Here is a 22,724-nt window from a genome sequence, read left to right as displayed (position 1 = left end):
GGACCCCCTCAGGGCACCTCCCCCTCCTCGTGCTCCAGCGGCAGGGTGATCGCCACCTCGGTCCCCCCGCTCTCCTTGGGCTTGATCGCCAGGGTTCCCCCCAGCTCGCCCACGATGAGGGTCCGTACGATCTGCAGGCCCAGGCTCGTGGTCCCCTCCAGGTCGAAGTCCTCGGGCAGCCCCCCGCCGTCGTCGGAGACGGCCAGTTCCAGGCTGCTCGGTCCCGAACTGCCCGGTACGGCGTCGAACCTGCGCACCCGCACCTCTATCCGGCCCGGCCCCTGGCCCAGCCCGTGCTCCACCGCGTTCTGCACCAGCTCGGCCAGCACCATCGACAGCGGTGTGGCCACCAGCGCGTTCAGCAGGCCGAACCCGCCGATCCGGCGCGGCACCACCGCGCTGCCGGTCGAGGACACCTCGGCCGCCATCTGCATCACCCGGTCGGCGATGTCGTCGAAGTCCACCACCTCGTCGGGGGTGTGCGAGAGCATCTCGTGCACGATCGCGATGGAGCCGACCCGGCCCACCGCCTCGTCCAGCGCGGCCCGCGCCTCGGGCACGTCCAGGCGCCGCGCCTGCAGGCGCAGCAGCGCCGCCACCGTCTGCAGGTTGTTCTTCACCCGGTGGTGGATCTCCCGGATGGTGGCGTCCTTGGTCATCAGCTCGCGCTCGCGGCGACGCAGCTCGGTGACGTCGCGCACCATCACCAGGGCGCCGATCCGCACCCCGTCGATGACCAGCGGGATGGCGCGCAACTGCACGGTGACCCCGCGCGCGTCCACCTCCGCCTCCTGCGGCGCACGGCCGCTCGCCGTGTAGGTCAGCGCCTCGTCGCGCGCCTCCCCCGGCGCGGACAGCTCCAGCGTGGTGCGGTCCAGGCGGGCGCCCACGAGGTCGGCGGTCAGCCCGAGCCTGCGGTAGGCGGACAGCGCGTTGGGGCTGGCATAGACCACCTCGCCGTTCTGGTCCAGCCGCAGCAGCCCGTCGCCGACCCGGGGTGAGCGCACCATCAGCGGCCCCTGGTCGCTGAACGGGAAGGCGCCCTCGGCGATCATCTGCGCCAGGTCGCCCGCGCTCTGGAGGTAGGTGAGCTCCAGGCGGCTGGGCGTGCGCGCCGAGCTGAGGTTGGTGCTGCGCTGGATGATCCCGATGAGCCTGCCCTGGCGGCGCACCGGGATGGTCTCCTCCCGCACCGGGACGCCGCCCGACCAGTCCGGGTCGCCGTCACGGCATATGCGGCCCTCCTCCCAGGCCCGGTCGATGAGGGCCCTGCGCCCGACCACGCGCGGTGCGGAACGGGATGTGACATCGGTCATGTCGTCGCGCAGGACCGTCTCGACCAGGTCGTCCTGGAAGGCGGTCGGTCCGGTGGTGGGACGCATCTGGGCGACCGCCACCCAGCCGTCGTCCTCGCGCAGACGCACCCACAGCACGAGGTCCGCGAAGGACAGGTCGGCCAGGAGCTGCCAGTCCGAGACCAGGGAGTGGATCCACTCCAGGTCGGCCTGCTTGAGGGACGTGTGGCGTCTGATGAGATCGCTGAGGTGAGGCACTCACAAATCATCCCATGAAGGCGTGCATACTCAAGAGATACGCACTCGACCAGTGGTCCACACCAATCGGCGGCCGCGAACCCGCCGTGCCGGCCACACCGGAGGGGTGTGTGTGGCAAGCGCGGAACTCGGCGGAGGAGACTGATGACTGGTCAGCGCACACTGGACGGCAACCCCCGGGTGCCGAAGTACTACCAGGTGAAGAAGCAGCTCCTGGAGCTGATCGAGGCCATGGCCGCGGGCAACCCGGTCCCTCCGGAGCGTGCCCTGGCGGCGCAGTTCGGCACCTCGCGGACCACGGTGCGCCAAGCCCTCACCGAGATGGTGGTCGAGGGCCGCCTGCTGCGCATCCAGGGCAAGGGCACCTTCGTGGCCAAGCCGAAGGTGGCCCAGATCCTCCAGCTCACCAGCTACACCCAGGAGATGCGCGCGCACGGCCTGCACCCCGCCACGCGGATCCTGGACGTGAGCTACATCAACGCCGACGACCAGCTCGCCGAGCTCCTGGCCATCCGCTCCGGCGGACGCGTGCTGCGCATCGAGCGGCTGCGGCTGGCCAACGGCGAGCCGATGGCCGTGGAGACCGCCCACCTGGCCGCACGGCGCTTTCCGGGCCTGCGGCGGCAGCTGGACCGCTACGCCTCCCTCTACGAGGCTCTGGTGAGCGCCTACGACGTCTCCCTGGCCGAGGCGGAGGCCTCGATCGAGACCGTCCTCGCCACCCCCAACGAGGCCCGCCTGCTGGGCGTGGACGTGGGCCTGCCGCTGGTGCTGCACTGCCAGCACAGCTTCGACGGTGACGGGCACCCGGTGGAGTGGGTGCGCTCGCTGTACCGGGGGGACCGCTACAAGTTCGTCACACGCCTGCGTCCCCCCATGGACTGACGGACGGCGGGTCGGCGCGGGGAGCGCCCGCGAGGCGCCGCGGCTCCCCGCCGCCACCCGGCGACGGCCAGGAGGCCGCCCTTCCGCACGACGCCGCCCTTGGCGACGGCGACGCGGGACACGGTTCCCGCCTCCCCGGCCGGGACCGGGATCTCCATCCTCATGGACTCCAGCAGGAGCAGGGCGTCCCCCGCCTCGACCCGGTCGCCCCCGGCGTCCCGGGGCTCGAAGACGCCGGCGACCGTCTCGGCGTGGATCCGCGCCGTGGGGTGCCCCCTTCCCGAACCGACTGACTGGCCGGTTCGCCCGCTTGTGGACGTCTCCCGGGGCTGGCGTGCCGCTCCCAGGCCGGTCCCCGCCGGTTGCGGAGCGGGCCTCAGAGGCGGGAGAGCACCGACGCCAGGGCGTCCACCACACGGGGGTCGTACTCGCTGCCGGTGTCCATCCGCAGGCGCTCCAGGACGGCGGTCCGGCGCTCCCGGTCGCCGTTCTCGCCGACCAGGTCGTCGAAGGCGTTGGCCACCTTGATGATCCTGCTGCCCAGCGGCGGCACGCCCTCGTCCCCGTCGCCGGCGAGCGGCTCGCACTGGCGGCGGACCATCTCGGCCACGTTGTCCAGCACACCGGTCTCGCGGATGATCGCCGAGCCGAGCTCCGCTATCCGGCGCTGCTCCCTCGGCGAGGCGAGCACGGTGGCGCCGCCCGCGATGGGCTCGCGCAGGGACAGCTGGCCGATGTCGTGCATCAGGGCGGCGTACTCCAGCTCCAGCAGCTCGGCCTCGGCCAGGCCCAGCTCGCAGGCGATCCCGTGCGCCAGGTGGCTGACGCGGCGGGAGTGCCCGTTCTCCACGTATCCGCCCACCTCGGTGACGCGCGAGAGCGCCCGCACCGTCTCCAGGTAGGTCCGCCGCACCTCCGCGTGGCGGCGGAAGGCCGCCTGCGAGACCAGCAGCGGAGCGGTGAACACCAGCAGGCCCGCCAGACCGGTCACCGTACAGGCCAGCGCGATGAGCACACCGCTGGAGCCGATCGCCGCGCCCATGGCGAACTGGGCCCGCAGCTCGTCGCGGACCGCCACCCCCAGGCGGGTGCGCAGGCGCTCGGCACGCAGCACCGCCGCCACCAGGGCGTCCACCAGCCAGGCGAGCATGACCAGTGCGGCCATCAGCAGGGTCGCCGTCACCGACGGGCCCGACAGGCCGAGCTGTTCGGCCAGGGGCCGGAAGGCGACCGCGAGCAGCACCGCGACGAGCACCCGGCGGGCCACGTCCTCCACCCGCGGGCCCCGGCCCACGGCGATGTGGGGCAGCTCGCCCAGGGCCACCCCCAGGGCGACCACCGCCACCACCTGCCAGGCGGAGTGGTGCAGGGGCCCGGCGCCCAGCGTCAGCAGGAACGCGTAGCTGATCGCGCCGGCCGAGGCGATGGGCGCGGCCTCCCGGTGTCCCGGCAGGGTGATCCTGGCGAGCTCACCGACCGCGATGACCAGGCAGAACGCCAGCGCCACGTACGGTTCCACGAACCCGGTCGCGGCGGTCCAGACCAGAGCCGCCAGGGCGCCGCCGCCCACCGCGGCCACCAGCACGGCGCTCACCGGGCGGGAGGTCCGCCAGATCGGCCCGCGCGGGCGCTGGTGGCTCAGCGCCCCGCCCTCCGGTCCGTGCAGCACGGGACCGGACGAGCGAGGCCCCTCCGACTGTCTCTGCGTCATCATCGGTCACGCCCGCCCGTCACTGCCTCGGCGGAGGCCCCGGAGTCCTCGGGGCCGGCGATCGCGTCCGCCACGGCGGGAACCTCCTCGGCCGCCTGGGCGGCCTCCACGGCGCGGGCGTCGGACTCGTCGGCGGCCCCGGCCCCGTAGCAGCCGCCCGGGGGCTCGGCGATGTCCGGGGTCTCCCAGCCCTCGCGCTCCACGGCGCGCACGAGCGCCTCGACCATCCTGGGGTCGAACTGGGTCCCGGCGCAGGCCCTCAGCTCGGCGATGGCGTCGTCCACCGACCACGCCTTGCGGTAGGACCTCGTGGAGGTCAGGCAGTCGAACACGTCGGCGACGCTGATGACGCGCGCGGACTCGGGGATCTCCATCCCGACCAGCCCCATGGGGTATCCGCGCCCGTCCAACCGCTCGTGGTGGTGCCGGATTCCGGCCAGGGCCTCGTCCAGGAAGCTGATCTCCCGCACGATCTCGTAGCCCCGTGTCGGGTGCAGCTTGATGGCCGCGTACTCGTCGTCGGTGAGCCTTCCGGTCTTCTGCAACACCTTGGTGGGTACTCCGAGCTTGCCGATGTCGTGCAGCATCCCGGCGTACCGGATCTTCTGCACCCGTTCGGCGGGCATACCCAGTTCCCGGGCGATCATGGCCGCGCCCTCCGCGACGCGCATGCAGTGGCCCCGGGTGTAGTAGTCCTTGGTCTCGACCGCCTGGCAGAGCGTGGCCAGGGTGGCCTCGTGCGCGCGGGTCTCGTCCAGCTGCTGGGCGAAGGTCCAGCGCGCGATGAACAAGGGCAGCAGCACCAGCAGCGGTGCGACGAGGCCGACCCCGCCCCAGACCGCGGCGATGGCCAGCCCGAGCATCTGGTACCCCATGGAGGACAGCTCCACCGCCACCAGGGGGCGCCAGTGGAACCTGCCCTTGGGGCCGCCGGGCCGCACGGCGCCCAGTGTCCACATCAGGACGGCGATGAGCACCGAGTTGACCAGCGAGTGCACCAGGACGGCGGCGACGTAGGGGAGGACGAGAGCCGGGAAGTCCTCCCTCCCCGGCTCCCCCGCGGTTCCGCCGAGCAGAAGGTAGACATGTCCGGCCGCGTAGGCCGCCAGTGCGAACTGTGCCCCGTTGAAGGCCCTCTTGACGAGGCTCTGCTTGCGGATGGAGAAGCAGGAGGCGAAACCGACCACCGCCGCCCCCACCGGCCCGACCAGGACGACCGCGGCCAGGGACACCGCCGAACTCGGGGAGATCCCCGCCTTGACGCCCGTGAGGACGAGTGTGCTGATCGACTCCGCGACCACGAAGAGGATCGCGATCAGGGCCAGCGTACGCAGATCGATACCCTCGTAGGGCCCGATGAGCATGATGGTGACAGCACTGACAACGATGATTCCGACGTAGACACGCGCGCCCCCAGGAAGAGCCCGCACCCCCGTTCACCCCCCGCCGACAACAACCGGACTGTCATGGTTTCACCGGTTCTGTTCTACCACCAGGACCATCCGGTGAAGGCGGCTGTCGCCCAAACAGTTGCCATCGCGACGTAGAGCATACCGACGAACATCGTTCTCCCCTCTCCCGAACGCAGGCGCACCGACATTTCCCCGGGCACGCCGCGTAAATTACCCCATTCGTTGGATATGGCGTCCAGTTTAACGGCCAACGACGGCCTCCTGATTACCACCAACCCGAACCACCCTCAGTTCGGACCCTCCGAACGGCGTCAAGTTCCGGAATATGGAACTACGAATTCAATTAGTGACGCCACCTGATTACTATGCGTAATCATGGCACACCGGACGCCAGACACCAAAGCTCCACGGCAATGCCGGTTGCACACTCCCCCTCCAGACGGAACCACCAGGCATGACTACAGATAGTAACTGTAGTAAACACGTCCCGGAACCCGCAGGAAAAATCATTCCGAGTCGGTCACGGGCGGGAACGCCCCGGGCGCGCCGGGCGTGTCGACAGAAGCACCGGGAGGACCGTTCGAAGGGCGCGTGACCAAAACCCCGACAGGCACAGGGGTTCCAGTACGACATCTACACAAAACCGCACAAAAGTCGCACACCACAGCACAGTCCATCAATGCGACAGAAAGACACTAATGGCATTAAAAAGTGGCGGAAGCTGGAATTCCAGCTTCCGCCACCGTGCGTTCCAGGTTACGGGGATCCCGTGGAAGTGCCCTCAGGCACGTGTGCCGGGAGTCTCCGCCCGGGCCTCACGGGCCAGCTGCTCCGTCCGCGCCTGCGACAGGCGCCCGAGCACCTTGTCCCTCAGGTCCATCGGTACCGGATCGCAGCCGCAGTGCTTGGCCACGAGCTTCTTCACCGCCTCTTCGAGCCCGTGCTCCTCCAGGCAGGGGCCGCACTCGTCCAGGTGCCGCCGGATCTGCTCGCAGTTGGGCTCCTCGAGTTCACCGTCGATGTAGGTGTAGAGCTTGTCGAGCACCTCGCTACACGGGGTGCCGCTGTGTTCTTCGTGGCCACCGCTCATTGCCGATCTCCTCGATCCGGGCCGTCCTGTCCCCGCCCACGCGCGGAGGTTCCCGAGGCGGCCGCGGCGGTCTCCGCCGCCCTCGCCGGGAGGAACCCCCGCTCCATCGCGTACTCCTCAAGAAGGGACCGGAGCTGGCGGCGCCCCCTGTGCAGCCGGGACATGACCGTCCCGATGGGGGTCGCCATGATCTCGGCGACCTCCTTGTACGCGAAGCCCTCGACGTCGGCGAGGTACACCGCGATCCGGAAGTCCTCGGGCAGCTCCTGGAGCGCCCTCTTGACGTCGGTGTCAGGGAGGTGCTCGAGCGCCTCGGCCTCAGCCGACTTCAGGCCCGCCGCGGTGTGCGACGCGGCCTGCGCCAACTGCCAGTCCTCGACGTCCTCGCTCCCCGCCTGCTTGGGCTCGCGCTGCTTCTTGCGATAGGAGTTGATGAAGGTGTTGGTGAGGATGCGGTAGAGCCACGCCTTGAGGTTCGTTCCCTGTTTGAACTGGTGGAACGAACCGAACGCCTTGGCGAAGGTCTCCTGGACGAGGTCCTCCGCGTCCGCGGGGTTACGGGTCATCCGCAGCGCCGCGGAGTAGAGCTGGTCGAGGTAGGGAAGCACGTCCCTCTCGAAGCGCTCGTCCCGTTCCTCGGCTGTCTCCTGCTCCTGGCCCTGTTCCAAGCCCGTCGGCCTCCTCGCGCTGGTCCCAGCTGGGGCATCCATACCCCAACGATACGGTCCCGTGGCACGGACCCGCGCATCGGCGCCGCGTGGCGCCGACACCGCTTCCTCGTGCGCAAGGCACGCCCCGGCAGTCGGCATGGTCTGACGACCCTCCCCAGATACTCGCGTGTCACGCGCCCGGATGTCCTTCGCCTGCGGGGCGCGATGTCGGTGACAACAACGCTCTCCACGAGCTGATTCCGCGCCGGGCGCCAGCGGGGACCTCCCGCCGCCCGCGACTTCGTCGTTTGGCTCCGTCATCGGTGGTGAGGCATGGCAGAGTGCGGGTAGGACCACTTGAAGGATGGGAGAGGAGTGCACGTGCGACCGTCCTCAACCCCGGCCTCCGACCGCCCCCGGTCTCCGACGGCCCAGTTCGCCACCCCCGACCGGCTGTCGGACTACTGGCGCTTCTACTGGGCGGTCGCCGAGGCCCAGATCGCCCGGTGGCTCCCGGAGGCCCCCTCCCGCCTGCTCGACGTGTCCAGCCCCGACTACCAGGGCACCCCGCGCGCGGTGGCCGCCGGGCACGACGTGGTCACGCTGCTGCCCTCCGCGGACATGGCGGTACGCCGCCCGCTGACCCTGGTGAACGGCCGCGCGATGGTGCCCGCGCCCGCGCCGCGCGGCCGGCTGCGCCACGTGGTGGGCGACTCCGCGTTCCTGCGCAACTTCGCCTCCGGGGCCTTCGACGGGGTCATCGCCGACAACCGGATCCTGTCCCGGCACCTGGCCACCGAGGCGGCCCTGGCCGAGGTCGCCCGTGTGCTGCGCCCCGGCGGCAGGACGCTGTTGTGCGTGGACTCGGTGGTGCTGGGGATGGCCCTGCTGGCAGAGCAGGACTGCTGGCCCGAGCTGAGCCACGCGCCCACCGCGGACGTGCTCCTGGTGCCCTGGCCGGACGGTTCCATCACGCGGTGCTTCACGGCCGAGCAGCTCACCGACACGCTCACCGACGCCGGTCTGGAACTGGAGTGGGTCAAGCCGCGCACGGTGCTGTCCGCCTCCACCGTGGAGATGGTGCTGGCGCGCGATCCGAGGGCGATGGGGCACCTGGTGGAGATGGAACTGCGCGCCACCGAGTCCGACGACTACGTGGGGGTGCACCTGGTGGCGAGCGCGAGGAAGCCCCGCTAGCGCGCCGCCCGCGGGGCATGAGCGGGCGTGCCCGGGAGCCGGAGAGGCTCCCGGGCACGCCTGGGTCACTCCGCGAGGGGGAGGTAGACGCGGTTGCCGTGCTCGGCGAACTCCGCGGACTTGTCGGCCATGCCCTTCTCGATGGCGGCGACCGTCTCCAGACCGTTCTCCTCGGCGTACCTGCGCACGTCCTGGGTGATCTTCATGGAGCAGAACTTCGGCCCGCACATGGAGCAGAAGTGCGCGGTCTTGGCCGGCTCGGCGGGCAGGGTCTCGTCGTGGAAGGACTGAGCGGTGTCGGGATCCAGCGCCAGGTGGAACTGGTCCTGCCAGCGGAACTCGAACCGCGCCTTGGACAGCTCGTCGTCCCACTTCTGCGCCCTGGGGTGGCCCTTGGCCAGGTCGGCGGCGTGCGCGGCGAGCTTGTAGGTGATCACACCGGTCTTGACGTCGTCCCGGTTGGGCAGGCCCAGGTGCTCCTTGGGCGTGACGTAGCACAGCATCGCCGTGCCGTGCCAGCCGATCTGGGCGGCGCCGATCGCCGAGGTGATGTGGTCGTAGCCGGGCGCGACGTCGGTGGCCAGGGGGCCGAGCGTGTAGAACGGGGCCTCCCCGCACAGCTCCTCCTCCAGGCGCACGTTCTCCGCGACCTTGTGCATCGGCACGTGCCCGGGCCCCTCGATCATCACCTGCACGTCGTGCGCGCGGGCGATGTGGGTGAGCTCGCCGAGGGTGCGCAGTTCGGCGAACTGGGCCTCGTCGTTGGCGTCGGCGATCGAGCCCGGACGCAGCCCGTCCCCCAGGGAGAAGGTGACGTCGTACTCCCGGAGGATCTCGCACAGTTCCTCGTAGTGGGTGTACAGGAAGCTCTCCTTGTGGTGGGCCAGGCACCAGGCCGCCATGATGGAGCCGCCGCGCGAGACGATGCCGGTGACCCTGCGGGCGGTGAGCGGCACGTAGCGCAGCAGCACACCCGCGTGCACGGTCATGTAGTCCACGCCCTGCTCGCACTGCTCGATGACGGTGTCCCGGTAGACCTCCCAGCTCAGCGCGGCCGGGTCGCCGTCGACCTTCTCCAGCGCCTGGTAGATGGGCACGGTGCCGATCGGGACGGGCGAGTTGCGCAGGATGCGCTCGCGGGTCTCGTGGATGCGCCTGCCGGTGGACAGGTCCATGACGGTGTCGGCGCCCCAGCGGGTGGCCCACACCATCTTCTCCACCTCCTCGGGGACGGAGGAGGTGACGGCGGAGTTGCCGATGTTGGCGTTGATCTTGACCAGGAAGTTCTTGCCGATGATCATCGGCTCGGACTCGGGGTGGCACCGGTTGGCGGGGATGACCGCCCGGCCGATGGCCACCTCCTGGCGGACGAACTCGGGGTCCATGCCCTCGCGGGCGGCGGCGAAGCGCATCTCCGGGGTGATGGTCCCGGCCTTGGCGTGGGCCAGCTGGGTGGTCGCGCCGCCGGCCGGGGTGCGCTCGGCGGCCCACTCCCGCCGGGTCGGGGGAAGGCCCCGGTGGACGTCGACGCGCGCGGTGTCGTCGGTGTAGGGGCCGGAGGTGTCGTACAGGTCGAAGTGGCTGCCGTTGCTGAGTTCCACCCGGCGCTGCGGGACGCGGAGCGTGTGTCCCTCGGGGGTGTCGATCTCCCGGTAGACCTTGGTCGATCCCGTGATGGGACCGGTGGTCACCCGGTGCTCGCCGGTGGAACCGGTGTCGCGGCCGTCGAGAGCCGTCATGGCATGCCTCCCTACGTCGGAATTACCCGAACAGGTTCTGCGGTCGGCGACACCGTTGAGCCGCCCTCTCAGCCCGCCATGGCGCGAGCTCCCGCGTTGCGTATGAAGATGTGCGGAACACGTGGGACGTGTCCCGGGCCGCGGGACCGGTCCGCCGGTCCCGCCGTGGCTCCGGACACCATACCGGGGTCCGCCCCGGGCCCGTCTACCGTCCCCTGGGTCAGAAAAGTGTCTCCGCCCCGCCACCCCCGGTGGCGGGGACGGGTTCGAGCAGGTCGGGGCGGTTGTTCTTGATGCTGTTGACGTCGGTGGAGACCTCGTCGACCCCGAACCGGTCGGCCGGGGTGTCCTCCAGCAGGTGCGCCAGGTCGTCGGCTCCGGTCTCCGGGTCCAGCCAGGCCGCCCAGTCCTCGGGGGGCACGACGACGGGCATGCGCTCGTGGATGTGGGCGAGCTCGGGAGCGGCGGCGGTGGTGATGACGGCGCAGCTCCACACCCACGCGGCGGGGTCGTCCTCGGCCACCTCCGGGTCGCGCCAGCGCTCGAAGATCCCCGCCATGGCCAGCGGCCGGCCGTCGGGGTAGTGGATGGAGTAGGGCTTCTTGTCCGCCTTGGACTTGCGCTTCTTGTGGTGGGGGTCGGTGACGGGCGAGGTGCTCGCCTGGACCGACCCGTCCCTGCCGACCAGCTGCCACTCGTAGTAGGCGTCGGCGGGGAGCAGGCAGCGGCGGCGCCGGAAGGCCGTGCGGAAGGCGGGCTTGTCGGCGACGGTCTCGCTGCGCGCGTTGATCATCCGGTAGCCGATGTTGCGGTCCTTGGCCCAGGAGGGGATCAGGCCCCAGCGCATGGTGTGCAGGGAGCGCGGCCCGGGCGGCCCCTGGTCCCCGGCCCGGGGCGGCGGGCCGAGCACCGCGTACACGGGCCTGCCGGGCGAGATGTTGTAGTCCGGCGCCAGCTCCTCCAGCGGGGGCCACGCCCGGGGGTCGGCCTCCTCGGGCAGGGCCTGCTCCGGCAGGCCGAAGGCGAGCTGCAGCTGGTGCACGTTCCGGGACTGGGCATAACGACCGCACATGTGTTTGATCCTACGACGTGGCCGGCCCGTCCTCCCCCGGAACACCCGTGTTCCCCGGCTCCACACGCCCCTCCTCCTTCTCGGCCGCGTTCCGGGCGCGCCAGGCCCGGACCACACCGGCCAGCACGGCCAGGGCCCCCAGGGGAGCCAGGGTCCACGGCGCCCAGGAGCCCAGGGAGAGCAGCAGTACCGAGCGGACGCGGGCCTGCTCGGCGTAGGCCGAGACCTGGTGGTCCACCATGGCCAGCTCGGCGTACAGCAGGGGCGCCTCGCCGGAGTCGTTCCGCGGACGCAGGGTCTCCGAGCGCGTCTCGTGCGCGTTGACGACGGTCCCGCTGACCGGCTCCACCCAGAACGTGCGGCGGACCTCGAGCCAGCGGGTGGCGGTGACCGTACCAGCGGCCCCCGGACGGAACAGGTCGGCGGGTACCGGGCGCGCGGAGTCGGGCACCTGGGTGGCCCCGATCGTCTGCTCGTACCGGCGGACCGGCACGCCGGCCACCTCCTCCTCCGCCCGGAACTCCACCGAGGGCGCCGCGCGCACCTCGGCGTCGTAGAACGGGTGGTCGCCCTCCTCGGCGCCGGGCGGCCAGAAGAACACGAGCCCCGCCTGCCGGACCGCGCGGTCGCCGTCGACGTGCTCGCCGCAGCAGTTGACCGCCCGGCCGGTCTCCCGGTCGACGATGACCCGCCGGCTCCAGTGGTCGATCATCCGGTCGGGCACCGCGGTGTCCACGGACACCTCCCACGCCGACCAGTCGCCGCCGTGCGCCGAGGCGTCCACCCGGGTGGTCCGTGTGAGCTCGGGGGCCTCCACCCACGACCACGTGGAGGTGTCCAGGTACCAGGCGCCCCCGTCGTCGACCATGCGGACGTCGAACTCGGCCTCGGCGGGCAGCAGGGCCACCCGGTCGTGCACGTACAGGGGCAGGAGGGCGGCCAGGGTGAGCAGGAACGCGCCCACGGCCACCAGGACGGTGCCCGGGGAGGGGGCGGCGCCCGGTCCCGTTCCGCCGGGGCCGCTCCGGTGGCGGGTCGCTTCGTCGGCCTCCAGCACGCTCATGTCCGGGCCTCCTCGGGGTCGCTCTCACGCAGGTCGTCCCCGCCCCGGGACGGCTCCCCGCCGCCGGAGCGGACTCCCGCGTCGCCGTCGGAGGCGCCGTCGGCCGCGTGCGCCGCGGCCGTGCCGCCGGACCCGTCTTCGGCGCGCACCCTGACGGCTTCACCGTTCGCGTCGGCCACGGACGGCACGGCGGTCCCGGACGACACCACGGTCCCGGACGGCGCGTGCGTACCCGGGGCGGCGAGGTCCCGGGCACGGACCGAGGGCGGGTCGGCGTCGGCGGGTTCACCGTCGCCCCGCTGCCCCAGCGCCAGGACGAGCCGGGCCAGCGCGGGCAGGCACAGCAGTTGCGGGACCCAGCCGCGCAGCGCCGAACCGAACACCTCGGTGACGTCGTGGAAGGGCATGTACAGCGCCAGGTGGGTGCCCACGGCCATGGCCAGCCCGGCCAGCCCGAGCGACGCCACCACCGGCCACGGACCCGCCAGGTGGGGCAGCAACCGTCCGCCCATGGACGGCCGCCCCGGCTTGGCGTGCCGCAGCCCCCGGGGAGCCTGCCGGCCCAGCCACCACATGCACAGCAGGATCAGCCCGACCAGGGCCGCACCGACGGCGCCGGCCACCCACACCCCGTAGGCGAGCCCGAGCGGCAGCACCGCACGCCGCCCCATCCACCCGGCCCCGGCGCCGGGCAGGGCGCGCGAGCCGCGCTGCGCGAAGGTCCGCGGCGGCGCTCCCCCGGGCAGCAGGCGCCTCGGCCACAGGGCCAGCACCACCAGCAGCACCGCCATCCCCGCGCCCACGGCGAGGGCCCGGTGGTAGGCGGTGTCGGGGGCGTAGGTGAGGGTGACGGTGCCCGCGCTGCCCTCGGGGAGCACCCAGGCCTGCTTCCACCCCTCCAGGCGGACCGGCTCCAGCGGCCCGTCGGCCCCCTCCAGGCGGGCATCCCAGCCCTCGTTGAAGTTCTCGTTGACCACGAGCAGGCTGTCCTCGTCGACGTCCACGTCGAAGCGGCGCTCGCCCGGCCCCCACTCGTGCAGGGCCTCCACCCCGGCCATGGTGACCTCGGGCCGGTCCGCGACCGGGTCGGTGCTCTCCACCAGGGCCGAGCGCACCTCGTAGCGGTTGCCGGGGTCGACCACGATCCGGTTCCCGCCCTCTGCCAGGTCCAGGTCGGTGCAGCTCTCGTAGCGCAGCGGACGGCCGGTGAGCTGGTCGGCGAGGGTGCCCCCGCTGATGCGTGTCTCCACCCGCCGGCCGTTGACCCGCAGGGTGGGGCCGAGCCCGCAGGGCGTGGAGGCCTCGCCCTCGGGCAGCGGGTCCACCGGGTCCACCCCGGGCAGGGTGATGGTGCCGATCTCCAGGGACTGGCCCTCGGGACGCTCGAAGGTCACCCGCAGCGACCGCGCGGTGAACTCGGCGAAGTCCACCCGGCCGCTGCCGTCCAGCCACCCCTCGCGGACGGTGTCCCCGCCCTCGACGGTGACCCGGATCGGCCTCAGCACGCTGTCCGCGCGGGGGAAGTCGACCTCCAGGTGGTCGATCGCGGTGGGTGCGCCCAGCTCGATGTCGAGCCAGGGGTTCTTCTCCTCCGGGTCCGGGTACCAGACGGTGCTCTCGTCGTCGTCCAGCGCACCGCGGCCCATGGCGGCGGGATGCTGCACGGCGGCGGAGGAGGAGGTCACGTGCGGAGGGGGTCCGGCACGGTTGGCGGCGTTCTCCGCCTCGCGCGGGTCGGTGAGCACGACCTCGCCCGAGACCGTGTGCGGCGCGGCGGCCGCGTCCGCGGACAGTTCGAACGTGCGGTCCAGGCGGCGCGCGTCCTCGCCCTGCACCTGGAGGCGGGGGTTGCACACCCACACGTGGGAGCCCTCCATGCAGCCGGGCGCGGTGCCGGTGGAGCCGGTGAAGAGCAGGGTTCCGGTGTCGGCCGGACCGGGCACCCGCAGCGTCCGGGCCGGCTCCAGGCCGGGCACGGAGATCGAGGAGACGCCCACCCGGGTGCCGAAGCGGTACTCCGGCTCCCAGGCGAGCTCGTCCACACGCACACGCAGCGTGGTGGTCGTCCCCGGCGGAGCCACCAGCTCCTGGGGCTCTCCGGTCTCGGCGACGGGCACCTGCGCCTCACCGTCGTCGGTGATGAGGGTGACCCGGGAGGGCGGCGGGTCGTCGGCCATCTGCTCGAAGGCGACGCTGAGCCCGGTCAGGTCCTGCGGTTCGGTGAACTCGACCTCGATCCACTCGCCCAGGGCACCGGTGAAGGCGCTGGACCGCCAAGAGGTGGCGAGGTCGTCGTCCAGCGCGGCGTACGGGGCGTGCCCGGGGTCGCGGTCGGTGGCGCGCGCTCCCGCCCCGCTCTCGGAGGAGGAGGCGCGCACCGAGGCGATCCCGATGTCCTCGGCGTGGGCGAGGTAGTCCCGCCACGCCGGGTCGAGGATGTCGGGGGCGGGGACGTCGCGTTCGAACTCCTCGTCCTCCGTGAGGGTGGCCGACACGTTGCGGCGCACGTCGGGGTAGACGACCTCGCGGCGGCGCGCCGTGTCGGTGACGACCGTGTCCCCGGCGGCCACCCGCGCGGCTCCGGGGTCGTCGCCGAGCAGGATCGGGCGGTCGTCGTCGACCAGTCCCTGTTCGGCCAGGTGGAGTACGGACTCGGGGCCGCCGGTGACCCGCAGCACCTCGTCGGCGGGCACGGTGCCGACGGTGGGCGCGGCGTCCTCCACCTCGTAGATCGTCAGGCTCCGGTAGGGCTGGTCGAACCACTGTGAGGCGGACTCGTGGTCCAGGGAGCCGATGAACGGGCCGAACTCGGCCGCGCGGGTGATCCCCGGCGAGTCCTGCAGGGCGTGGTGGACACGGGCGGGCCAGCCGCCGTTGTTGCCGACACGCTGGAGGTCGTTGCGCACGATGAGGTGGGTGACGCCCATGCGGGCGAAGGTGGCGGTGAGCCCGGCCGAGCCGCGCCCGGAGGAGACGCGCTGGTCGATCTCGTGGGTGATGCGGGAGACGCCCGCCGAACCCCACGGGACGATCTGGTGGTTGGTCCAGGCGCCCTCCAGCAGCGGCTGCATGGGCTCGTCCATGGGGCGGCCCCACTCGTACTCGCCGCGCGCCGAGCCTGGCAGGGCCATGGTCATGCCGCGCTCCTCGGAGCGCTCCTCCAGCCAGTCGGTGGCCTCGTACCAGTAGTCGGGGATCTCCATGTACGCGCCCGCGGGGGCGATCCCGACGGTGCCGATGGGCACGAGGGTGACCAGGAAGACGGCGGAGGTACCGCCCGCGACGGCGCGGCGTACCCTGCCGGGCACCGGCGTGCCGTACCGGTCCGCCCGGTCCCGGGCCACCACCACGGGCAGGTGGGCCAGGCCCAGGACCAGGGGCAGGCGCACGAGCGCGTCGAACTTGTGCACGTTGCGGAACGGGGACAGCGCGCCGTCGAACAGCTCCTGCACCGTCCCCGCGAAGGGGCCGGTGAGGTCGCCGGTGAAGCCCGCGGCGATGATCGCGGTACCGGTGAGCAGGCTCGCGGTGAGGAAGAGCCGTTCGGGGGTGCGCCGGTTGATGAGCCCGGCCAGGCCGAGCCCGGCGACCAGGGCGGTCATCGCGATCAGCCAGGGCGCGAGGGACAGCTCCGCGCCCGAGGGCAGGGCGGTGTTGCCCTGGTCGGGGAGGAAGCCCATCCAGTTGGAGGTGCCGCGCAGCGTGTTGAGCAGCGAGGTGACGCCGGTGGTGACGGCGGCGTGCTCGGTGTAGGGCATGAACGAGAACACGTACCGCGACATGACGAGCAGCGGCACGACGTACCAGAACGAGGCCAGGACCAGGGCGGCCGCCCACCAGGCGGTGAGCCGCCACTTGCGGGGGCCGTTCCGCCGGGTGAGCAGGTACAGGCCGGGAACGACCAGCACCGCCAGTTCGGAGGCGGCGTTGGTGCCGCCGCACAGCAGGAAGGCCAGCCCCGAGAGCAGGGCCATGCGGGCCGGGGAGTACCCGCGCCTGGTGCCGAGCACGAGCGGCAGCAGGATCCACGGCATGAGCAGCATGGGCTGCAGCTCGGCGGAGTTGTACGACAGCAGCGTCAGCACGCGCGGGGCGAGGGCGTAGGCGACCCCGGCCAGGATGCGGGTGTTGACCGTGCCGATGCCCAGCGCCTCGGCGACCTTGTACACACCGGTGAACGCGGCGGTGAGCAGGACGGCCATCCACAGGCGCTGGATGAGCCAGTCGGGCATGCCGAGCAGGTCGAACAGCAGGTGGAAGGGGCCGTTGGGGAAGAAGTACCCGAAGGCCTGGTTCTGGATCTGGCCGAAGTAGGAGGCGTCCCACATGTGCAGGGCGCGTTCCAGGAACCCCAGGGGGTTGGCCGTCAGGTCGAGCTTGGTGTCGCTGACGATCCTGCCGGGGTCGATGCTGGCCGCCAGGGCGCCCAGGAGCAGGCACACCGTGACGAGCTTCAGCCGCGTGAGCAGCCGCTCGTCCACCCTCCCGGCGGAGGCCGGGGTCGGGGAGGACGGTGTACTGGAATCCTCCGGTTCGCGCCTGGCGGTGGATTCCGTCGAAGTCACCTTGCCGCTTTCCTGCCTGCCGCCGTTCGCGGAACGCCTGTGGTGCCCGGGTCCTCCGGGGTGCCGGGGGTGTCGGGGGCCGTGCCGCCGGGGAGTCCGAGCTCCCGGGCGACGATCCGGGTCATCCGCGCGCCGCTGGCCTCCCAGGTGAACCGGGACGCCCAGGCGCGGCAGGCGCGCCGGACCTCTTCGGCCCGCCCGGGGTCGGAGAGCTCCTTGAGGGCGCGGTCGACCACGTCGGCGAGGTCCTCGCCCTCGCGCACCAGCCACCCGGTCTCACCGTCGCGGACCGAATCGCGAAGTCCGTCCACATCGTAGGCCACGGTGGGCACGCCGAGGCGGGCCGCCTCGATGACGGTCAGCCCCCAGCCCTCGAACTCCGAGGCGGTGACGTGGAGGTGGCAGGAGGACAGGACGCCGTTCTTGTCCTCCTCCGGCAGGAAGCCGTGCAGGACGACGCGGTCGCCGGTTCCGTCGCGCTCGATCCGCTCGGCCAGCGGGGCGCCCTCGGGGCCGCGGCCGATGATGTGCACCCTCAGGCCGGGGTGGGCCTCGCGGAGCCGGCGGGCGAGGTCGACGACCCGGGAGACGCGCTTTTGGACCACCAGGCGGCCCAGGCTCACCACCGCCGGGAAGGGGTGCGCCGGGGACTCGGAGGCACCGTCGAGGGGCCCGGCCCCGGGGAGCCCGCCGTTGTGGACGATCTCGATGGGCGCGCGCCAGCCGAGCTTGTCGCGCATGGCCCTTCGGGAGGACTCCGAGACGGTGACGGTGGTGCAGCGGCGGTAGACGCGCGAGGCGACGGCGGACTCGACGAACCGGCCCAGCCAGGCCAGCGGCGGCGAGAAGTAGGCGTTGAACTGCAGGTCGTGGACGTGGTGGACGATGCTGACCACCCGGGTGCCGCGGCGCAGCACGAGCCGGGACAGGAAGGGGATGCCGTTCATGCAGTCGAAGGCGAGCTGGTACTCGCGGCGCCACAGGGCCAGCCACGCCATGACGCGCGGATAGACGGTGAACCTGCCGCCCATGCGGCGGATGACGATGCCGTCCCGGGTCTCCACGCGGGCCTGGTGGGGCTCGCGGCTGGTGAGGAAGGTGACGATGGCGCCGCGTTCGGCCAGATGGCGGCTGATCCGCCAGGCGTACTCCTCGGCTCCCCCCGCGGCGGACTGCCAGGGGTCGCGCCAGTTGATCATGACCAGGCGGACGCCGTCCAGGCGCGGTCCGAGGTCGGCGCGGTCCTTCGGGCCGGTGCGAACGCCCGCGTCGGCCCCCGGCGCCGGGGAGGGGGCGACCGCCGCGACCGCGGACAGGTCGGGTTCCGCGTCCGGGCGGGCCCGGTGGACCTTCTGGAAGACCACACGCTCTCCTTCCGCGCGGTGTCCGGCCGAACGCGGGCACGGACACCCTCGGCTTCGTGGCGGACACGGACGGCGACGTTCCGGGGGAAGGGCAGAGCGCACGCCGAACAGGCCCGTGGGCCGGACGTCAGTGGTGGTGCGCGGCCCGGGAACGGGCGCCCGGGGCCGCGGGGGTCGCGGGGTGGGACGCCCCGCCGGGGGGACGGGACGTCCGCGGCCTCCGCCGTACGGAAGACCTAGCGGTCGCCGTAGTTGTAGAGGGTTTCGTTCACCGGTTCCGCGGTGGCGGTCGACTCCGTGGCGAGACTGGTGGCCACGAAGGTGGCGCCTCCCGCCAGTGCCGCGCCGATGACGCAGGCGGCGATTACCTTGATCACTTGGGGATCTCCTTCCGCGCGCCCGATCCCGCGCTGGGTCCGGAGCGCTGGAAAACGAGACTAGAACCTGATCTAGCCACAGACCAGATGATTGCCCCAACTGTAACTAACCCCCCGGTAACTTCCAACCCCGGAATGACAGCTTTATCGGGGCTTACATGCTGTTCGTGCACCCGCAGAAGAACCATGTCCGGCCCCTCCACCACCACGGACAGACCCTCCACCCCTGACCAGAACCGGTTATCGACCGGCGCGGAGACCACCACGTGGCGCACACCCAGGGCGCCCAGCGTCCCGGCCTCCAGCCGCTCCGGCATGCCGGTACGGGGATCCGGTTCGAGCACGCGGGCGACCCGGCGGGCCCGGGCGTCCTCGCCGGACACCACGACGGAGCCGCCGTCCGGGGTGCCGACCACCAGGTCGTCGTTCCACAGGGTGCGCCGGTCGAAGAGCTTGGTCGCCGGATCGAGCACGACCACGGGCCGCCCGGACCAGTCCGGGCCGCGGTAGGCGCTCCAGGGCAGCACCAGCACCGCGCCGGGCCGGTCGTCGGCGGCCACCGCCGCCTGCGCCGCCCGCCACTCCTCGGGATAGTGCACCGGGGTCAGCCGTCCGCCCGCGCCCCACAGCAGCCCCGGGAGGACCGCCACCGGCAGGAGCAGCGCGAACACCGCGAGCCCCACCCGCCCCAGCGATCCGATGCCGCCCCGGCCCTTCCCCAAGGCCCTGTGCCCCTCACCGGACCCGTCCGACGCCTCGGCCCCCCGCAGGGACCGGCCCCCGGCCAGCCACCGGACGCAGGCCCCCAGCCCCAGGGCCTGCACCAGCGCCAGCGGCGCCACGTACAACTGGCCGTCGCGCAGCGGCCCGAACCCCGGCCAGAGGCCGATCAGCCAGGTCAGCAGCTCGCGCCCCGGCCCGGTGGCGCCCAGCAGCGCGAGCGCGAACCCCAGGAGGGCGGCCGCCGACAGGCCGGTACCGAACCCCGGGCGCTCCCGGCGCAGCCACCACACCCAGCCCGCCAGCGCCACCAGGCACAGCAGGAGCCGCACCGAGGCCGTCACCGGCTCGCCGTAGCCCGCCGGGACCGCACCGGAGTTCCACACCCCGCCCAGGAGCAGCAGGGAGCCGACCACCCCGAACGGGGTGTCCGAGCGGGCCGCGAACGCCTCCACCCCCGCCGGGTCGGTGTCCGCGCCACTGGACAGGGACGGCAGCAGCCACGGGAGGGAGGCCGTCACCAGGGCCAGCGCGAACAGGCCCGCCCGCCCCCACCAGCGCACGCCCCGGTCGGCCTCCCCCGCCGTGCCCGCGCGGTTCCCACCGGCGCCGTCGGTCCTCAGCGCGACGGGACCGGCGGTGAGCGCGGTCAGCACCACCGACGAGAACCCGCCCACGGCGGCCGGGACGAGCGCGCGCACCAGACCCGCGAACCCCGCCACCGGGCGGGCCGTGGCCAAGCGGGCGGCGGCCCCCACCGCCCACGGCAGACCCGCGTAGCCCAGCAGCACCGCCCACTGCCCCAGCAGCAGGCGCTCGGCCACGAACGGGTTCCACACATAGGCCAGCCCGGCGGCGACCGGCGCCAGCACCGCCCCGAGCGAACCCGCGGCCGGCCCTCCGGCCGCCCCGCCGCGGTACACCGCCCGCGAGGCCAGGCGCGCGGCACCGGCCCCGCCCACGGCGAACACCGCCGACAGCGCGAGCGACTGCACGAGGTCCCCGGGCAGGACGAGGGACAGCACCGCCACCACGGCGTCGCTGGGGATCGCCCGGGGGAACCCGTCCGCGCCCCTCAGCACCGTGCCGAGCGACGGGTCCGGCACGAACACCATGTCGTAGCGGAGCACGTACCCCGGCCCCAGCGCCGGGCCGAGCGCCAGCACCCCGGCCACCAGCCCCACCGCCCACGGCAGCAGCCGGGCCGTCCACCGGCCCGCGGCGCCGCTCCAGGCCCCGTCCCCGTGTACGGAGGCCATCAGCTCTCCGAGAGCAGGACGCTGCCGGAGTAGCCGCCCTCCACGTAGTCGCGGTAGGAGCGGACCACGATCTCGTAGGAGCCGGACAGCGTCGCCGACCAGTGCGGCTCCTCCCCGACCGACCCCAGCGTGCGCCATCCCCGCCCCTCCTCGGGGCCGTGCCCGTCACGCGGTTCGCAGCTCACGTCCGGCCCCGGAGTGCTGGGCGCGGGAGGCGGGGGGCCCGGCTCGGGGGCCGGTTCGGGATCCGGACGGGGGCCGGGCGTGGGATCCGGTTCGGTCCGGGGAGGCTCACCGTCCCCCGCGGACGGACCTGCCCCGTCCCCGTCGGTCGGTTCACCCGTCGGGGGCTCGCTGTCCGCCGTGTCCGCGGGTACGCGCCTGTCATCGGCCACCGAGCACTCCAGGACGCGCGCCCACACCTCGTAGTGGGAGGCCTCCTCCACCTCCTCCCACTCCACGGTGGCCCCGCCGTCGGCGACCCGCACCCAGGACGGCGCCGGCGGCGGGTCGTCGTCCCACACCAGCTGGAGGGGCTCGGACTCCGCTCCCTCGTCCCGGCCCTTGTACGGACGCACCACGAACTCGTACCGGGCACCGCTGAACAGCGCCTCCACCAGCACGGACCGGCTGTCGCCGTCGCTCTCCACGCCCACGGGCAGCACGGAGGGCCCGTCCGGGTCGGGCGAGACCCGGCGCTGCGCCACCCGGTAGTCGGTCGCCCCCGGCACGGCCTCCCAGCTGAGCAGCAGACCCTCGTCGGACTCCTCCGCGACCGGCTCGGGAGCGGCCTGCGGCCCGACCGGAGGGTCCGGCAGCGGGCGCGGGTAGGCCCGGCCGACCCCCAGGGGATCGGCGAGCACGTCGGCGAAGGCCGCGGCGATCCTCACCTCGCCGCGCGTGTTCGGATGCACCTCGTCCCAGTTGTCACGGGAGGGGACGTACCCGTCGGCGACCCTGGCGACCACCACGGGCGAGTCGTTGGCGGTGAGCTGCCCGGCGAGGTCGACCACGCCCATGTTGAACCGGTCGATCTCGGCGTTGATCCGGCCGTCGTCCCCGGTGCCCTCCACCGGAGGCAGCTCCCCGAGGACGAACCGGGTGTCCCCCCGCACGACGCGCACCGTGGACACCGCCTCGCCGATGCCCTCCAGCGCCCGGTCGGCGCCGTCCCCGGACAGGATGTCCTCGGTCCCGGCCAGGAGCAGCAGGTAGTGCGGGTCGTGCTCGGCCGCCACCCGCGCGACGTCGGAGGCCAGCTCCCCGGAGGAGGCGCCCCAGAGGGCGGCGTGGTCGGTGTCGAAGTCGGGGTCGGCGTAGTCCTGGTTGCCCAGCTCCCCCTCGTCCAGCCCGTACATGCCGTCGTAGGGACCGACGAAGTCGGCCTCCACCCCCGTCTCACGCAGGTGCGACCACAGGTGGTAGCGCCAGGTGTAGTCGCCGCTGCTGCCCTGGGTCAGGGAGTCGCCGACGACCATGACGCGCAGTTCGCCCGCGGGCGGTCCGGGAACGGTGACGGGCCCGTCGGCGCGGTCACCGCCCGCGCCGCCGATCCCGCCCGAGCCGCTCTGGATGAGCAGGAGGGTCGCGGCCATGGCCGCGAGCATGACGCCGAGCAGCCCGAGGGGCCCGGGTTCGAAGCGCGCGGAGCGGTGGCGCCACGGGACGAGGCCGCGCCAGGACAGGTCCCGCGGGTCGGGTGCCCACCGCTTCCAGCGCAGCCGGAGCGATCGGACGGCCGTCCCCCGCGGGTGCTCCCCCTCGGGCCCCGGGGCCTCGGTGGTCTCGGAGGACTCGGAGGGTTCTGGAGGTTCCGGGGTCTCGGAGGGCTCGGGAGGCTCCGGGGTCCCGGAGGACTCGGAGGGGCGGGCCGTGCGCGGCTCGCCGGTCCCCTCTCCCGGAGGGTTCGGGGCTTTCTCGTCGGGCTCACGCGGGTCCTGCACCGTGCCCATCCCTCACCGTCGGACCGTGTTTTCCGGAACAGGTTCTATCCCAGCTCCAGCACCCCTGCTGACCATGGCACCGACCAAGCAAGGGCAGGGGCTCGTCAGACCAGACTAGAACTGG

At 72.8% G+C, this 22,724-nt stretch carries 16 protein-coding genes and 1 riboswitch; of the genes, 2 read left to right on the top strand and 14 right to left on the bottom strand.

Annotated features, from left to right (window positions below):
• Positions 1-8: 8 nt before the first annotated feature.
• Positions 9-1,553, bottom strand: a complete 1,545-nt coding sequence (locus A6A08_RS20350) for a sensor histidine kinase (protein ID WP_073704218.1) — start codon at positions 1,551-1,553, stop codon at positions 9-11.
• A gap of 144 nt (positions 1,554-1,697) precedes the next feature.
• Between A6A08_RS20350 and A6A08_RS20345 the strand changes: the two genes are divergently transcribed.
• On the top strand, positions 1,698-2,438 hold the full coding sequence (locus A6A08_RS20345) for a GntR family transcriptional regulator (RefSeq protein ID WP_073704217.1): 741 nt from the start codon (positions 1,698-1,700) through the stop codon (positions 2,436-2,438).
• On the opposite strand, the gene A6A08_RS28310 is transcribed toward A6A08_RS20345, so the two are convergent.
• The 5 genes from A6A08_RS28310 to A6A08_RS20320 form a co-directional block, all read right to left on the bottom strand.
• Entirely contained in the window at positions 2,399-2,695 is a 297-nt protein-coding gene (locus A6A08_RS28310) for a biotin/lipoyl-binding carrier protein (protein ID WP_199867005.1), read from the bottom strand. The genes A6A08_RS20345 and A6A08_RS28310 overlap by 40 nt on opposite strands.
• Before the next feature lie 119 nt (positions 2,696-2,814).
• Positions 2,815-4,149 carry an HD-GYP domain-containing protein gene (locus A6A08_RS20335; protein WP_083609198.1) on the bottom strand — a complete coding sequence of 445 codons (1,335 nt, stop codon included), beginning with the start codon at positions 4,147-4,149 and terminating at the stop codon, positions 2,815-2,817.
• On the bottom strand, positions 4,149-5,513 hold the full coding sequence (locus A6A08_RS20330; protein ID WP_199866998.1) for an HD-GYP domain-containing protein: 1,365 nt from the start codon (positions 5,511-5,513) through the stop codon (positions 4,149-4,151). The genes A6A08_RS20335 and A6A08_RS20330 overlap by 1 nt, the downstream gene beginning before the upstream one ends.
• 829 nt (positions 5,514-6,342) lie before the next feature.
• Positions 6,343-6,651, bottom strand: coding sequence for a mycothiol system anti-sigma-R factor (gene rsrA, locus A6A08_RS20325; RefSeq protein WP_073704213.1), 309 nt, complete (start codon positions 6,649-6,651; stop codon positions 6,343-6,345).
• Entirely contained in the window at positions 6,648-7,361 is a 714-nt protein-coding gene (locus tag A6A08_RS20320) for a sigma-70 family RNA polymerase sigma factor (protein ID WP_073704212.1), read from the bottom strand. The genes rsrA and A6A08_RS20320 overlap by 4 nt, the downstream gene beginning before the upstream one ends.
• 315 nt (positions 7,362-7,676) lie before the next feature.
• Between A6A08_RS20320 and A6A08_RS20315 the strand changes: the two genes are divergently transcribed.
• Complete coding sequence (locus A6A08_RS20315) at positions 7,677-8,498, top strand: class I SAM-dependent methyltransferase (RefSeq protein ID WP_073704211.1); 822 nt, start codon at positions 7,677-7,679, stop codon at positions 8,496-8,498.
• Between the two features lie 65 nt (positions 8,499-8,563).
• Here the strand turns inward: A6A08_RS20315 and thiC are convergent, their stop codons facing one another.
• From thiC to A6A08_RS20280, 8 genes are all read right to left on the bottom strand, one after another.
• Complete coding sequence (gene thiC / locus A6A08_RS20310) at positions 8,564-10,237, bottom strand: phosphomethylpyrimidine synthase ThiC (RefSeq protein WP_073704210.1); 1,674 nt, start codon at positions 10,235-10,237, stop codon at positions 8,564-8,566.
• A riboswitch (TPP riboswitch) is annotated at positions 10,231-10,342 on the bottom strand. It overlaps the preceding gene by 7 nt.
• A gap of 115 nt (positions 10,343-10,457) precedes the next feature.
• Complete coding sequence (locus tag A6A08_RS20305; RefSeq protein WP_073704209.1) at positions 10,458-11,309, bottom strand: SOS response-associated peptidase; 852 nt, start codon at positions 11,307-11,309, stop codon at positions 10,458-10,460.
• Between the two features lie 10 nt (positions 11,310-11,319).
• Positions 11,320-12,372, bottom strand: coding sequence for a DUF3068 domain-containing protein (locus A6A08_RS20300; RefSeq protein ID WP_073704208.1), 1,053 nt, complete (start codon positions 12,370-12,372; stop codon positions 11,320-11,322).
• Positions 12,369-16,937, bottom strand: a complete 4,569-nt coding sequence (locus A6A08_RS20295) for an alpha-(1->3)-arabinofuranosyltransferase (protein ID WP_073704207.1) — start codon at positions 16,935-16,937, stop codon at positions 12,369-12,371. Before A6A08_RS20295 ends, A6A08_RS20300 begins: the two co-directional genes overlap by 4 nt.
• A complete protein-coding gene (locus A6A08_RS20290; protein WP_073704206.1) occupies positions 16,934-18,301 on the bottom strand; it encodes a glycosyltransferase family 4 protein in 1,368 nt (455 codons plus the stop codon). The genes A6A08_RS20295 and A6A08_RS20290 overlap by 4 nt, the downstream gene beginning before the upstream one ends.
• A gap of 236 nt (positions 18,302-18,537) precedes the next feature.
• Positions 18,538-18,678 (bottom strand): hypothetical protein, encoded by a 141-nt coding sequence (locus tag A6A08_RS28305; RefSeq protein WP_199866997.1) that lies wholly within the window; start codon positions 18,676-18,678, stop codon positions 18,538-18,540.
• Positions 18,675-20,657 carry a hypothetical protein gene (locus tag A6A08_RS20285; RefSeq protein WP_073704205.1) on the bottom strand — a complete coding sequence of 661 codons (1,983 nt, stop codon included), beginning with the start codon at positions 20,655-20,657 and terminating at the stop codon, positions 18,675-18,677. The genes A6A08_RS28305 and A6A08_RS20285 overlap by 4 nt, the downstream gene beginning before the upstream one ends.
• Entirely contained in the window at positions 20,657-22,609 is a 1,953-nt protein-coding gene (locus A6A08_RS20280) for a GDSL-type esterase/lipase family protein (RefSeq protein ID WP_073704204.1), read from the bottom strand. The genes A6A08_RS20285 and A6A08_RS20280 overlap by 1 nt, the downstream gene beginning before the upstream one ends.
• Positions 22,610-22,724 lie beyond the last annotated feature (115 nt).

Source organism: Nocardiopsis sp. TSRI0078 (assembly GCF_001905145.1).
Taxonomy (GTDB): domain Bacteria; phylum Actinomycetota; class Actinomycetes; order Streptosporangiales; family Streptosporangiaceae; genus Nocardiopsis.
Note: the sequence above shows the minus strand (reverse complement) of the source record. Positions and strands in the feature narration are given on the sequence as shown.

What these genes read in the sequence shown, in the direction of transcription:
- A6A08_RS20345 (WP_073704217.1), top strand. Translation starts at nt 1,698, where the DNA reads ATGACTGGTCAGCGCACACTGGACGGCAACCCCCGGGTGCCGAAGTAC.
- A6A08_RS20335 (WP_083609198.1), bottom strand. Translation starts at nt 4,149, where the DNA reads ATGACGCAGAGACAGTCGGAGGGGCCTCGCTCGTCCGGTCCCGTGCTG.
- A6A08_RS20330 (WP_199866998.1), bottom strand. Translation starts at nt 5,513, where the DNA reads ATGCTCATCGGGCCCTACGAGGGTATCGATCTGCGTACGCTGGCCCTG.
- rsrA (WP_073704213.1), bottom strand. Translation starts at nt 6,651, where the DNA reads ATGAGCGGTGGCCACGAAGAACACAGCGGCACCCCGTGTAGCGAGGTG.
- A6A08_RS20320 (WP_073704212.1), bottom strand. Translation starts at nt 7,361, where the DNA reads ATGGATGCCCCAGCTGGGACCAGCGCGAGGAGGCCGACGGGCTTGGAA.
- thiC (WP_073704210.1), bottom strand. Translation starts at nt 10,237, where the DNA reads ATGACGGCTCTCGACGGCCGCGACACCGGTTCCACCGGCGAGCACCGG.
- A6A08_RS20305 (WP_073704209.1), bottom strand. Translation starts at nt 11,309, where the DNA reads ATGTGCGGTCGTTATGCCCAGTCCCGGAACGTGCACCAGCTGCAGCTC.
- A6A08_RS20300 (WP_073704208.1), bottom strand. Translation starts at nt 12,372, where the DNA reads ATGAGCGTGCTGGAGGCCGACGAAGCGACCCGCCACCGGAGCGGCCCC.
- A6A08_RS20285 (WP_073704205.1), bottom strand. Translation starts at nt 20,657, where the DNA reads ATGGCCTCCGTACACGGGGACGGGGCCTGGAGCGGCGCCGCGGGCCGG.
- A6A08_RS20280 (WP_073704204.1), bottom strand. Translation starts at nt 22,609, where the DNA reads ATGGGCACGGTGCAGGACCCGCGTGAGCCCGACGAGAAAGCCCCGAAC.